Source organism: Arthrobacter sp. 131MFCol6.1 (assembly GCF_000374925.1).
Classification (GTDB): Bacteria; Actinomycetota; Actinomycetes; order Actinomycetales; family Micrococcaceae; genus Arthrobacter.
Genome location: NZ_KB895556.1, coordinates 1 through 14,066, shown reverse-complemented (window position 1 = coordinate 14,066; position 14,066 = coordinate 1). Strand labels below are relative to the sequence as shown.

The following is a 14,066-nucleotide window of genomic DNA, read 5'->3' as shown; positions in this document are numbered from 1 at the left end:
CACCATGATCAGGTTCATTGCGAAACGACTGGGCAGCGGGCTGGTGGTGCTGCTTGTTGTCTCGGCGCTCACCTTCTTCCTGCTGTATATGTCCAGCGGGAGCATCGCCCGGAACATCCTGGGCGATCAGGCCACCGCTGAGCAGGTGGCGATGAAGGAACACGAGCTGGGGCTGGACCAGCCCCTGCTGACCCGCTACTTTGCCTGGGTGGCCGATGCCCTCAGCGGAAACCTGGGTGCTTCCTGGTTCTCCTCGGAACCGGTGGCCAACTCCCTGGCCACCCGGATTCCGGTGACCATGACCATGGTTCTCGCCGCAATGATCCTGATCGCAATTTGTGCGGCACTCATTGGTGTCATCGCCGCGGTCAAGCGCGGCTGGGTGGACAGGGTGGTCCAGGTTGGCGCCATCGTCGGCGACTCCGTTCCCGGGTTCGTGATCGGCGTCATCCTGGTCACCATCCTGGCCATCCAGCTGGGCCTCTTCCCGGCCACGAGCACCATTTCACCGGATTCCGGGGCCGACGCGTGGGTCTATTCCATGTCCCTTCCGGTGATCGCCCTGCTGATCAACGGCGTCACCGGGGGCGCGCAGCAGATCCGCAGCGCCGTCATCAAACAACTCGAGCGGGACTACGTCCGCACCCTGCGCAGCCGCGGGATCGGCGAGCGCGAGATCCTGTTCAAGCATGTCCTGCGCAGTGCCGCGCCGGCCGGCCTGACCGTGCTGAGCCTGCAGCTGATCGGCATGCTGGGCGGCGTGGTGATCATCGAGCAGATCTTCGCCCTTCCCGGCATGGGTCCGCTGGCGGTCGCCGCTACCGGGCAGTCGGATCTTCCCGTGGTGATGGGCGTCGTGATGTACACGGTGGTCGTGGTCATTGTGGTGAACCTGCTGGTGGACATTCTCAATGGCTGGCTCAACCCGAAAGTACGTGTGTCATGAACAATTCTTCCGAAGAAGCCGCCGCAACCGCGGCAGCCGCCGCGCCCGCCACTGCGATTCCCGCCGGGCAAAGCGGCACGGTGGTCCGGTCCACCGTCATCCGGCGCCTGTTCAAGAACCCGCTGGGCATCGTTGCCATGACCATCCTGCTGGCGGTCTCGCTCCTGGCGGTACTGGCCCCGGTCTTGGCGCCCTTCGACCAGAACTACGCCAACATCGCCAAGACCCTCGCCGCCCCGGACTCCGTGAACATCCTCGGAACGGACAGCGCCGGGCGCGACGTCTTCAGCCGGCTGCTGTACGGCGCGCAGCTGACGCTGCTTTCCGCCCTGCTCTGCGCGGGCGTGGCCATTGCCATCGGCCTGCCGGCCGGCCTGATCGCCGGGTACTACGCCGGCAAATTCGAGGCAGCCTCCAACTGGGTGGTCGGCATCCTCATGAGCCTCCCGGGCCTGATCGTGCTGCTGACCATCCGGGCGGCCTTCGGCCCCTCGGTCTGGATGTCCATGATCGCCTTCGGCATCCTGATCAGCCCGTCCTACTTCCGGCTGACCCGCACGGCCGTCCAGTCGGTGCGCAACGAGCTCTATGTCGACGCCGCACGGGTCTCCGGACTGTCCGATCTGAGTATCATCGCCCGCCACATCTTCTCCGTGGTCCGCGCCCCCATCATCATCCAGACCGCGGCGATCGCCGGCGTGGCCATCGCCATCCAGTCCGGCCTGGAATTCCTCGGTCTGGGCGACCCCACCAAGTCCACCTGGGGCGTCATGCTCTCGGAGGGCTTCAAGAACGTCTACCTGAACCCGACGTTGCTGTTCTGGCCGGCACTGGCCATGGCGCTGACCATCGGCGGCCTGGTCCTGCTGGGCAACGCCATCCGCGATGCCCTCGAGGACGGTGAAAAGATCAAGCCCCGCCGCACCAAGGCGCCGGTCACGGTCCCGGTTGCAGGCCGGGCGGCGGCGCCGGCCGCCCGGCCGTCGCGAAAGTCCGTGGCCGCCGTCGACCCCGGAACCGAACACCACCTGGTCAAGGTGACCAATCTGGGCGTCGGCTATCCGCAGGCGGATGGCTCCATCAAGAAGGTCGTCGACGACGTCTCCTTCCACGTGGACCGCGGCGAGATCCTGGGCATCGTGGGCGAATCCGGTTCGGGCAAGTCCCAGACCGCCTTCTCCATCCTGGGGCTGCTGCCGGACAATGCCCGCATCGTGGCCGGCTCCATCCAGTTCGACGGCAGCTACACCGTGGCCCCGGGCGAGGAACATGTCAGCCAGGAGCGCCTGTCCAAACTCCGCGGCAGACGGATTTCCTACATCCCGCAGGAGCCCATGAGCAACCTGGACCCGGCCTTCACCATCGGCAACCAGCTGGTGACTCCCATGGTGCGCGTCCTCGGGATCTCCAAGGCCGAGGCCAGGAAGCGGGCGCTGAAGCTGCTCACCGACGTCGGAATCGTCAGCCCGGAACGGACCTTCAACGCCTACCCGCACGAAGTCTCCGGCGGCATGGCCCAGCGCGTCCTGATCGCCGGCGCCATCAGCTGCGAACCGGACCTGGTGATCGCCGATGAGCCCACCACGGCCCTGGATGTCACGGTGCAGGCGGACGTGCTGGACCTGCTGCGCGAACTCCAGCAGCGCCTGAACATCGGCGTCATCCTGGTCACCCACAACTTCGGGGTGGTGGCGGACCTCTGCGACCGTGTGGCTGTCATGCAGAACGGCCGGCTCGTAGAGGAAGGATCCGTCCGCGACATCCTGCGCAATCCGCAGGAACCCTACACGCAAACACTCCTTGCATCGATGCTTGAAGGCAAGGAACCCATGTCCATGCTCGTTTCCACCGGCCAGAAGGAGCCAGTCGCATGAGCCCCACCGAAAGCGCTCCGCTGCTCACAGTGGACCAGCTGGTGGTCGAGTACCCCAGCAAGAAGTTCCGTGCCAAACCCTTCCGCGCCCTGACGGACATCAACATCAGCATCGGCCGCGGCGAAACCCTCGGCCTGGTGGGGGAATCCGGTTCCGGCAAAACCACCCTGGGCCGCGCCATCCTGGGGCTGGCCCCGGTGACCGGCGGGAAGATCAGCTTCGACGGCAAGGACATCAGCCACGCCACCCGCAGGGACCGGCGGGTCTTGAGCCGGGACCTGCAGGTGGTGTTCCAGGATCCCTACACCTCGCTGAACCCCGCCCTGGAGATCGGCGACATCCTCGCCGAACCTCTGGGCGTGCAGGGCATGGAGCCAGCGGCGGCCAAGAAGCGTGTCAAGGAACTGCTGGACCAGGTGGGCCTGCCCGCCGACGCCATCCACCGGCTGCCGCGCGAATTCAGCGGCGGACAGCGCCAGCGCGTGGCGATCGCCCGCGCCCTGGCCCTCTCGCCCAAGCTGATCGTCTGTGACGAGCCGGTCAGTGCCCTGGACCTCTCCACCCAGGCCCGGGTGCTGGACCTGTTCCTGCAGATCCAGAAGGACACCGGTGTGTCCTACCTCTTCGTCTCCCACGACCTCGACGTCGTCCGGCACATCAGCCATCGCGTCGCCGTGATGTACCACGGGGAGATTGTCGAACAAGGCCCGGCCGGCGTCGTCACCACCGACCCCGACCACCCCTACACCCAGCGGCTGCTGCTCGCCTCCCCGGTCCCGGACCCGGACCGGCAGGAACAGCGCCGCGCAGACCGGCACCGCCTGCTCGAAACGCAGCGGATGCAGCACGAACAAGCGGGTGCCCTCGCCTGAGGAAACCCTCGCCGTCAGATAGAACGGCCGGCTACAACGGCCGGCGCCCTGGCGGCAGCACCTAACCGGCAAAGAGGGCCCTAAGGGTCCGGAACACCACGGAGGAATACAGTGGCCAAGATTGGCGTACAAGCGATGATGCTGAGAGACAGCTTCGCCGAAGTGGGGGCGTTCGAGACGCTCCGCAAGGTGAGCGCGATCGGATACAACGCCGTCGAAATCTCCCAGATCCCGATGACCACGGAGAACGTCGCCGAGCTGGACCGATCCCGGAGTGAACTGGGCATGGACATCGCGGCACTCTCCGTCGCGCTGGAGACCCCCAAGGGCCGTCCCGGAGATTCGCTGGCGGAACACTTCGACAAGATCGTGGAGGAGGCCAAGCGCCTGGACTCCAACCTCCTGCGGATCGGCATGCTGCCGTTCCCGGCCATGAAGTCGATCGCGGCAGTCGTTGATTTCGCCAAGCAGGCCAACGAGTACGCGGAGCGCCTGCAGGAACAGGGCCTGAGCCTGTACTACCACAACCACCACATCGAGTTCGCGAAGTTCGACGGCACCTACATGCTGGACATCATCGCCGCGAACTCCCCGGCCATGGGCCTGGAAATCGACGTGCACTGGGTGCAGCGCGGCGGCCTGGACCCCGTCCGGACGCTGCAGAAGTACGCCGGCCGCACGGCCATGGTCCACCTGAAGGACTACCGGATCGGCCAGCTCCCCGAACGCGCCTTCGGGCTCCTGGAAACCGGGGACATCAAGGGCTTCATGGCCGAGTTCAAGGACGTGGTCCAGTTCGCCGAAGTGGGCGAAGGCAACCTGGACTTCGCCTCCATCATTCCGGCCGCCCAGGCCGCCGGTGCCGAGTACCTGCTGGTGGAGCAGGACGAGCTCTACGGGCGCACCGTGTGGGACGCGCTGCAGACCTCCTACGACAACCTGGTGGCGCTCGGCCACGCCGACCTTTTCTAACCCCCTGACTATGGAGAATTCACTCATGAGCAAGAAAGTACGCCTCGGCATCATCGGCCTGGGCCAGCAGGGCGGCGCCTACGCCCAGTTCATCACCGACGGCCTGGTCCCGAACATGGTGATCGGTGCCATTTGCGACACCGACCCCGCGAAAAAGGAACTGGCGGCCGCCAGGTACCCCGACGCACCCTTCTACGACGACTACATCGCCATGCTGGAAAGCGGCGACGTCGACGCGGTCGTGACGTGCGTGCCGCACTTCCTGCACCCGGAAATGGGGATCGAGACCCTCAAGCGCAACATCCACGCCCTCGTGGAGAAGCCGGCCGGCGTGTACACCAAGCAGGTCAGGGAGCTCAACGAATTTGCCGCTAGCAAGCCCGAGCTGTCCTTCGCCATCATGTTCAACCAGCGCAACAACCCGCTGTACCAGAAGCTGAAAGAGATCGTCGACGGCGGCGAGATCGGCGGCATCCGCCGCACCAACTGGATCATCACCAACTGGTGGCGCCCGCAGGGCTATTACAACTCCAGCGAATGGCGCGCCACCTGGGGCGGCGAGGGCGGCGGCGTCCTGGTCAACCAGGCACCGCACCAGCTGGACCTGTGGCAGTGGATCTGCGGCGTGCCGAAGTCCGTGTACGCCAAGGTTGCCTACGGCTTCCGCCGCGACATCGCCGTGGAGGACGAAGTCACGGCCGTCGTGGACTACGGCAGCGGCGCCACCGGCGTCTTCGTCACCGCGACGCACGACCTCGTGGGTACCGACCGCTTCGAGATCCTGGGCGAGAAGGGCAAGATCGTGGTGGAGAACAGCAAGACCGCCACCGTGACCCGGCTGAAGAAGCCCGAGCGTGAACTCAGCGACGGCATGGGCATGGACGATGTCCGCAAGCTCTTCATGGGCGAGCTGAACCCCGGGGAGTACTACACCACCGAGGTCATCGAGTTCGAGTCCGCCTGGGGCGCGCAGCACTCCGGCGTCCTGGCGAACTTCGCCGCCAACATCCTGGACGGGACGCCGCTGCTGGCCCCGGGATCGGACGGCATCAAGGGTGTCCGCCTGGCCAACGCCATCCACCTCTCCAGCTGGACCGGCACGGAGGTGGCGCTGGACTTCGACGAGGACGAGTTCCTCGCCGAGCTGAACAAGCGCATCGCGGAGGAAGGCAAGTTCCCCGAGCGCTCCTAGCCCACCCGACCCAGTCGCGGCAGGGGCCGTTTTGAGCGCTCAAAACGGCCCCTGCTGCGAGCTGGTTGGGTTGTTTCCTCGTTAGGATGGGGCGGTGACTGAACCCAAGATGCCGGACGCTGCCGCAACAACAGAGCCGGCCAAGAAGCATTCCCGGTCCGGAAAGTCCCACGCCACCATCTACGACATTGCCAAGGTTGCCGGCGTCAATCCCTCCACCGTCTCACGGGCGCTCAGCAAGCCCGGCCGGGTCAGCGCCAAGACGCAGAAACTCATCGAGGACGCCGCAGCCGAGCTGAACTACCAGGTCAATCCGTTCGCCCGCGCGCTGCCCACCGGCCGCACCAACACCTTCGGCCTGATCGTCGCGGACATCACCAACCCCACGTTTTTCGACATCATCCGCGGGGCGGAAACGACGGCCACCCTGCGGGACTACACCCTGGTGCTGGCCGAGTCGGCCGAGTCCGGCGTCACCGAACTGACGGCAGCACGACGGATGATGGCCACCGTGGACGGACTCATCCTGGCCAGCCCCCGCATGGACGACGACGACATCCGCGCCATCGCCCGGGACAAGCCGGTGGTGGTCATCAACCGCGAGGTCGACGGCGTGCCGTGCGTGGTTCCCGACGTCAACAAGGGCATCAGCGAGGCCGTCCGCAGCCTGGCCGCCAACGGGCACCACAAGGTTGCCTTTGTTGCCGGGCCGCCGCAGTCCTGGATGTCCGCGCGCCGCTGGGAAGGCGTGCAGGCGGCCTGCGAATGGTCCCGGCTCGAGGCCGTGCGGCTGGAATCCGCCAAACCCACCGTCGACGGCGGCCGCCAGGTGGCGCGCGACGTCCGGGCCAGCGGGGCCACGGCCGTACTGACCTACAACGACCTCCTGGCCATCGGGCTCATGCAGGAACTCCAGGCCGCCGGCATGGTAGTCCCGGACCAGATCAGCATCGTGGGCTTCGACGACATCTTCGGGGCGGATTTCACCACGCCTCCGCTCACCACCGTGCGCTCGCCGCTGGGGGAGTGCGGCTCGGGCGCCGCCACGCTGCTCCTGGATCTGCTGCACGATGATCTCCCGCGCAGCGCGGGGGAACCTGCCCCCACCCTGCGCGTCGAGACGGAGCTGGTGCTGCGCGGCTCGAGCGGGCGGCTGCTGCCCGCGGGCTAGCCGCGCCTGGGGCCACTCGCAACCTGGTGGCAATTTTTGGCAACCGGTTGACAAATGCCGGAGGCAAGCCGGACCATTGATCTATGTCACAGTCGATTGCCGCCAACCCAGACCGGCTCCTGCCCGCGGATCCCGGAACGCGCAGCATTGCGCGCGACCTCCTGCAGCGCGTCCAGGACCTCCCCATCATTTCCCCGCACGGGCACGTTGACGCCGCGGTCATCGAGCACAACAGCCCCTTCCCGGACCCGGCAGCGCTGCTGGTCAGCCCGGACCACTACGTCACCCGGCTGATCCACGCCAGCGGCGTCCCGCTGGACCGGCTGCGGGGCTCGGCAGCGGCGGAGCCGGACTCCCGCACGGTCTGGCGCGAGTTCTGCAAGGCCTGGCCGCTGTTCGAAGGCACGGCCTCCGGCTACTGGCTCCGCACCCAGTTCAGCAGCGTCTTCGGCCTCCGGCAGGAGATTAGCGCCGAGACCGCCGATGCCAGCTTCGATGCGATCTCCGCCAAGCTGCTGGAGCCCGGATTCCGTCCCCGCCAGCTCTTCAAGGACTTCAACATCGAGGTGCTGGCCACCACGGACGACCCCCTGGACAGCCTCGCCAGCCACGCGGCGATCGCCGAGGACCCCACGTTCCACGGCCGCGTCCTGCCCACCTTCCGCCCCGACGCCTACCTCAACATCGCGCACCCCACATGGTCCGCGAACGTGGACCGGCTCGTCGCGGCAGCGGGCGACGGCGCCACCGGCTATGCCGGCTACATCACCGCACTGGAAAACCGGCGTCGCTACTTCGTGGACCATGGCGCAGTCTCGGCCGACCACGGCGTCCGGACCCCGGCAACGCTCAAGCTCGACGCCGGCGACGCGGCCAGGCTGTTCGACCGCGCCCGCTCGGGCCAGGCCACGGCGGCCGACCGCGACGGCTTCGAAGCCCACATGATGTACCAGATGGCCCGGATGTCCGTGGAGGACGGCCTGGTCATGACCATCCACCCGGGGTCCTACCGCAACCACCACGAACCCACGTTCAACGCCTTCGGCGCCGACACCGGCCACGACATCCCGTTCGCCGTCAACTACACCGAGGCGATCCGTCCGCTGCTGCAGGACTTCGGCACCGCCAAGGACTTCCACCTGGTGCTCTTCACCCTCGATGAGACCGTGTTCTCCCGCGAACTCGCGCCGTTGGCAGGCTTCTACCCCTCCGTCTACCTCGGCGCCCCGTGGTGGTTCCTGGACGCACCCGACGCCATGCTGCGCTTCCGCTCGGCCGTGACCGAAACCGCAGGATTCTCCCGCTCGTCCGGCTTCATCGATGACACCCGCGCCTTCTGCTCCATCCCCGCGCGCCACGACGCCTCCCGCCGGATCGAGGCCTCCTTCCTGGCGCGGCTGGTCGCGGAACACCGCGTCAGCGAGGACCGCGCCCATGAACTGATCGTCGACATCGTGGACGGCTCACCCCGACGGGTGTTCAAACTGTGAGCGTCGAACAGCACACCGGGGCCCCGGCCGGCGTGGAACTTCCCCAACTGAGCCGCCGCCTGCGCCCCGGCGCCAAGGCACCCGTGCGGATCATCCACCTGGGCCTGGGCGCCTTCCACCGCTCGCACCAGGGGTGGTACACCCACCAGGCGTCCGACGCCGCGGACTGGGGCATCGCGGCCTTCACCGGCCGCCGCCCCGACGCCGCCCTGGCGCTGGCCGAACAGGACGGGCTCTACACGATCGTGAACCGGGCCGACGGCGGCGACTCCTTCACCGTTGTCAGCAGCATCGTCGAAGCCGTGGACGGGGCGGATGTGCGGCGGCTCGCGGAGCTGGTCGCCGCGCCGGCCACCGCGGTGATCACCCTGACCATCACCGAAGCGGCCTACCGGCTCCGCGTCGACGGGCAGCTTGACCGCACCGCGCCCGACGTCGCCGCCGACCTGGCGCTGCTGACGTCCGGCAGCGGAAGCCCGGCGACGCCGCTGGGCCGGCTGGTGCTGGCCCTCGCAGCCCGCCGGGCTGCCGGGTCGGGACCGCTCGCCGTCGTCTGCTGCGACAACCTTTCCAACAACGGCACCGTCGCGCACAACGCCGTGGCAGGCATGGCCGGGGCATGGGACGCGGGCCTGGCCGGATGGATCGACGCCAACGTCAGCTTCGTCAGCACCTCGGTGGACCGCATCACTCCCCGCACCACGGCCGCGGACATCGCCGCCGTCCAGGCCGCGTGCGGCTACCGCGACAATTCGCCCGTGGTGGCCGAGCCCTTCTCCAACTGGGTGCTCAGCGGGGAGTTCCCCGCCGGGCGGCCGCGTTGGGAAGACGCCGGTGCCGTGTTCGTCGCCGAGATCGAGCCGTACGAGAACCGTAAACTCTGGCTCCTGAACGGCGCACACTCCCTGCTGGCCTACGCCGGGCAGCTGCGCGGCCACACCACCGTGGCCCAGGCCCTGGCGGACCCGCTGTGCCTGCGGGCCGTCGAAAAGTTCTGGGACGAGGCGGAGGCAAACCTGTCCGGACCGGAGGGAAATGCCGCGGACCTGCAGATCCCGGCCTACCGCGCCGCCCTGCTGGAGCGATTCGGCAACGCCCGGATTGCCCACCACCTCGCACAGATCGCGATGGACGGCAGCACGAAGCTGCGGATGCGCGCCATTCCGGTGCTGCGGGCCGAGCGTGCCGCGGGCAGGCCCGGCGCGGCGGCCGCGCTCATGATTGCCGCCTGGATGGACTACAGCGCCGCCTCCGCCGCGTTCCAGGATCCGCTGGCCGACGAGGTGGCCGCAGCCAACCGGCTCGCGGGCGCCGAGCGGACCCGTGCCTTGCTGGCCCTGGTGGATCCTGCCCTGGCCGGAGACAGTTCCGCCGTGGACCTCATCGAAGGCTTGCGCGGAACGTTCGGGGAGCAGGCTGTCTCCCCGTAACGCCCTGCGTGCAAGGACTGCTGCCCGGCCCCCGACCATGGGGAGCCGGGCAGCAGTGTTTCGATGAACTTTCACAAGAATTATGGCAACCGCTTGCCAAATGATTGCCAAGTGATTAGGATTACAGCAAGAGCACAAACCGGCCCCGCGGCCGGACCCCAATAAATACTCCCCGGCACTGCCCGCAAAGACGCGATAGGACCTTCCAATGCTCAAGCCCCAGGCCAGCGAAACCCGCGAGATCGTCAATCTCGACGGCCTGTACCGCTTCAAGGTCGACTTTGACCGCTCCGGCCACCGGGACGAATGGTTCAAGGCGCCCCTGGAAACCGGGCTGGAAATGGGCGTCCCGGCCAGCTACAACGATGTCTTCCCCGACAAGGCCGTCCGGGACCACGTGGGCTACGTCTGGTACCAGCGCGATGTCCGGGTCCCGCGCGGCTGGGCAGGGGAGCGGATCCACGTCCGCCTCGACTCGGCCACCCACGAGGGCATGGTGTGGGTGGATGACACCCTGGTGGCCCAGCACACCGGCGGCTACATGCCTTTCAGCGCGGACATCACGGACCACGTGACACCGGGGCAGGTCTTCCGCCTGACGGTCTCGGTCAACAACGAGCTCACGCAGGCCACCATCCCGCCCGGCACCATCACCGTCACCGGGGACGGCCGCCGCCAGCAGAGCTACCTCCACGATTTCTACAACTACGCCGGCCTGCACCGCAGCCTCTGGCTGTTCAGCACCCCCGCGGTCACGGTCGATGACATCACCGTCGTCACCGGCTTCGAGGGAACCACCGGCAGCGTCGACTATACGATTGCCACCGCCGGCGGGACCGGCAGCGAAACGGTCACCGTTTCCCTCCGCGACGCCGACGGCGTCGAGGTCGCCCGCGCCGACGGTGCCCGCGGCACGCTGGCGGTCGCCGACGTCGTGCTCTGGAAGCCCGGCGCCGCCTACCTGTACAGCCTCACCGCGCAGATCCGCGACGGCGGCCGGCTGTTGGACAGCTACACCCTGCCGGTCGGCGTCCGCACCGTGGAAGTCAGCGGCAAGGAATTCCTCATCAACGGCGAACCGTTCTACTTCACCGGCTTCGGCATGCACGAGGACCACGTGGCCATCGGCAAGGGCCACAGCAACGCCCAGATGGTCAACGACTTCCAGCTCCTGGACTGGGTGGGCGCCAACTCGTTCCGGACCTCGCACTATCCCTACGCCGAGGAAGTCATGGAGTTCGCGGACCGGCACGGCATTGTGGTGATTGACGAAACCGCCGCCGTCGGGCTGCACCTGGGCTTCGGCGCCGTCTTCGGCGGCATCGCCAAGAAGACCTACGTCGAGGGCGGCGTGGACGCCAACACCGCCGCCAACCACCGGCAGGCGATTACCGAACTCGTCGCCCGCGACAAGAACCACCCCTCGGTCGTGATCTGGTCGATCGCCAACGAACCGAACGGTTCCGAGGAGGGCGCCCGCGAGTACTTCGCACCCCTCGTGGAGCTGACCCGCAGCCTGGACCCCACCCGGCCCGTCGGCTACGTCAACGTCCTGTTCGACACCCCGGACAAGGAACTGCTCGGGGACCTGTTCGACGTGATCATGCTCAACCGCTACTACGGCTGGTACGTCGACAACGGCGACCTCGAAACCGCCGAACAGCACCTCGAGAAGGAGCTGCGCGAGTGGGAAGCCAAGTACGGCAAGCCCATGATCATGACCGAGTACGGACCGGACACCATGCCCGGCTTCCACTCCATCTATGAACAGCCCTGGAGCGAGGAATACCAGGCAGCGTTCCTGGCCATGTACCACCGGGTCTTCGACCGGGTGGACGCCATGGCCGGTGAACAGGTCTGGAACTTCGCGGACTTCCAGACCTCCAACGGCATCATGCGCGTGGACGGCAACAAGAAGGGCGTCTTCACCCGGGACAGGCGGCCCAAACCCGCCGCCTATGCCCTGCGCCAACGGTGGACGGCACTGGCCGGCACCAAGAACAGCACCTCCAAGGCGTAGGCCTTACCGCACATTTTTCGCCGGACCCAGGTCCGGCAACGGGTAAAGGAGCCCAATCATGAAAAAGCTGAACAAGCTCAGCATCGTCGGCTATGGCGCCGGCGACGCCGCAAACAATCTGGCCTTCACCACCGCCACCATGTTCCTGCTCGTGTACTACACGGATGTGGCCGGGATCTCCGCCGCGGCCGCCGGCACCCTGCTGCTGGTGGTGCGGATCTTCGATGCCTTCGCGGACGTCTTCGCCGGCCGCGTGGTGGACCGGACCTACAGCAAGCGGTTCGGCAAGTTCCGTCCGTTCATCATGTTCGGCTCCATCCCGCTGCTGCTGCTGAGTGTGGCCACCTTCTCCATTCCTGAGCTCGGCGAATCCGGCACCCTGCTCTACGCCTACGTCACGTACGCCGCCCTGGGCCTGGCCTACAGCCTGGTCAACATCCCCTACGGCTCCCTCGCCGGCGCCATGACCCAGGACCCGGCGGAACGCGCCAAGCTCGGCTCCGCCCGGATGATCGGCGCGCTGCTGGTCGGCTCCGCCCTGGGCATCTTCGTGGCCCCGCTGATCAAGCCCGGCGCCGACCTGCAGGCCACCTTCACCACCATCACCCTGGCGTTCGTCGTCATCGGTGCGGCCCTGTACTTCTTCACCGTCCTGACCGCCAAGGAGCGGGTCCACCGCGCCGTCCCCAACGTCACGTTCAAGCAGAGCATGGACACCCTCAAGGGCAACCGGCCGCTGCTGATGCTGTGCCTGAGCTCCTTCTTCTTCCTGACCGGCTACCTGGCCCTCACCTCGGTCCAGCTCTACTACCTCCGCGACGTCCTGGGCCGGCTGGACCTGTACCCGGTGCTGTCCATCATCCAGCTCGTCCTCACCTTCGTGCTGGCCGCCTTCATGCCCAAGCTGGTCCGGAACCTCGGCAAGAAGCGGGTCTACATCCTCTCGTCGCTGCTCACGGTGATTGGCGGCACCGTCGTCTTCTTCACCCCGGCCAGCCAGGTCTGGATCGGTTTCACCGGCCTGGTGGTCAGCCTCGTGGGCGTCCTCGCGGTCAACATCGTGGTGTGGGCCCTCGAAGCCGACACGGTCGAATACGGCGAATGGAAGACCGGCGTCCGCACCGAGGGCATCACGTACGCGCTGTTCTCCTTCACCCGCAAGACCGGCCAGGCAGTCGGCGGCGCGCTCGCGGCCTACGCCCTGGCCCTGGGCGGCTACAAGTCCGGCGCCGTCCAGACGCCCGACGCCGTCTTCGGCATCCAGCTCGCCGCCGGCGCCCTGCCGGCGGCCATGACCATCCTGGCCGTGATCGTCATGGCCAAGTACACGCTCACCGACACCATGCACGCCCGGATCCTCACCGAGATCCAGGCCCGCCGCACCGACGGCGAAGGATCGTCGGCCGGCGACCGGCCCTCCGATTCCGACGGCGCCGCCCCCGCCGTCACGGCCGATGCCGCGCCGCTGGCGCCGGGCAATTAAGACATCCCCGTTAGAGCAGATAAGGACCTGTTGTGAAAATCATTGCCGCTGAAGTGTTCGTCACCAGCCCCTCCCGGAACTTCGTGACCCTGCGGATCACCACCGAGGACGGGGTGACCGGGATCGGGGACGCGACCCTGAACGGGCGCGAGCTGGCCGTGGCCGCGTATTTGAAGGAGCACGTCGCGCAGCTGCTGATCGGCAAGGACCCGCACCGGATCGAGGACACCTGGCAGTTCCTGTACCGGTCCTCGTACTGGCGCCGCGGGCCGGTCACGATGGCCGCGATCGCCGCGGTGGACATGGCGTTGTGGGACATCAAGGGCAAGCTCGCCGGGATGCCGGTCTACCAGCTCCTGGGCGGGGCGTCCCGGAACGGGCTGCGCGCCTACGGGCACGCCTCCGGCGCGGACCTGCCCTCGCTCTTCGACTCGGTCCGCGAACACCTGGAGCTCGGGTACAAGTCGATCCGGATCCAGACCGCGGTCCCCGGGATCAAGGCCGTCTACGGCGTCGCGGCCCAGGCCCAGGCCTCCGGGGAGCGGTACGACTACGAACCGGCCGGGCGCGGCGCGTTCCCGCAGGAAGAGGACTGGGACACCCGCGCCTACCTCCG

At 67.4% G+C, this 14,066-nt stretch carries 10 protein-coding genes and 1 pseudogene; all 11 read left to right on the top strand.

The genetic code is table 11. The features are described from left to right. The first annotated feature begins 4 nt into the window (after positions 1-4). Positions 5-946, top strand: a complete 942-nt coding sequence (locus C566_RS0118960; protein WP_018775936.1) for an ABC transporter permease — start codon at positions 5-7, stop codon at positions 944-946. Continuing rightward, complete coding sequence (locus C566_RS0118955; protein ID WP_018775935.1) at positions 943-2,820, top strand: dipeptide/oligopeptide/nickel ABC transporter permease/ATP-binding protein; 1,878 nt, start codon at positions 943-945, stop codon at positions 2,818-2,820. The genes C566_RS0118960 and C566_RS0118955 overlap by 4 nt, the downstream gene beginning before the upstream one ends. Beyond that, positions 2,817-3,692, top strand: coding sequence for an ATP-binding cassette domain-containing protein (locus C566_RS0118950; protein ID WP_018775934.1), 876 nt, complete (start codon positions 2,817-2,819; stop codon positions 3,690-3,692). The genes C566_RS0118955 and C566_RS0118950 overlap by 4 nt, the downstream gene beginning before the upstream one ends. Positions 3,693-3,803: 111 nt before the next feature. Further along, entirely contained in the window at positions 3,804-4,664 is an 861-nt protein-coding gene (locus C566_RS0118945) for a sugar phosphate isomerase/epimerase family protein (protein WP_231386440.1), read from the top strand. Between the two features lie 25 nt (positions 4,665-4,689). After that, positions 4,690-5,856: a Gfo/Idh/MocA family protein gene (locus tag C566_RS0118940; RefSeq protein WP_018775932.1), complete on the top strand. Its 1,167-nt coding sequence runs from the start codon at positions 4,690-4,692 to the stop codon at positions 5,854-5,856. 94 nt (positions 5,857-5,950) lie between these two features. Continuing rightward, entirely contained in the window at positions 5,951-7,027 is a 1,077-nt protein-coding gene (locus tag C566_RS0118935; RefSeq protein WP_018775931.1) for a LacI family DNA-binding transcriptional regulator, read from the top strand. 83 nt (positions 7,028-7,110) lie between these two features. Continuing rightward, positions 7,111-8,517, top strand: a complete 1,407-nt coding sequence (gene uxaC / locus C566_RS0118930; protein WP_018775930.1) for a glucuronate isomerase — start codon at positions 7,111-7,113, stop codon at positions 8,515-8,517. Continuing rightward, positions 8,514-9,947: a mannitol dehydrogenase family protein gene (locus C566_RS0118925; protein WP_018775929.1), complete on the top strand. Its 1,434-nt coding sequence runs from the start codon at positions 8,514-8,516 to the stop codon at positions 9,945-9,947. The genes uxaC and C566_RS0118925 overlap by 4 nt, the downstream gene beginning before the upstream one ends. Positions 9,948-10,155: 208 nt before the next feature. Next, complete coding sequence (gene uidA / locus C566_RS0118920) at positions 10,156-11,967, top strand: beta-glucuronidase (RefSeq protein ID WP_018775928.1); 1,812 nt, start codon at positions 10,156-10,158, stop codon at positions 11,965-11,967. A gap of 58 nt (positions 11,968-12,025) precedes the next feature. After that, positions 12,026-13,450 (top strand): glucuronide transporter, encoded by a 1,425-nt coding sequence (gene uidB / locus C566_RS0118915; RefSeq protein ID WP_018775927.1) that lies wholly within the window; start codon positions 12,026-12,028, stop codon positions 13,448-13,450. 32 nt (positions 13,451-13,482) lie between these two features. After that, positions 13,483-14,066, top strand: a pseudogene (locus C566_RS0118910) (bifunctional D-altronate/D-mannonate dehydratase); the annotation flags it as partial.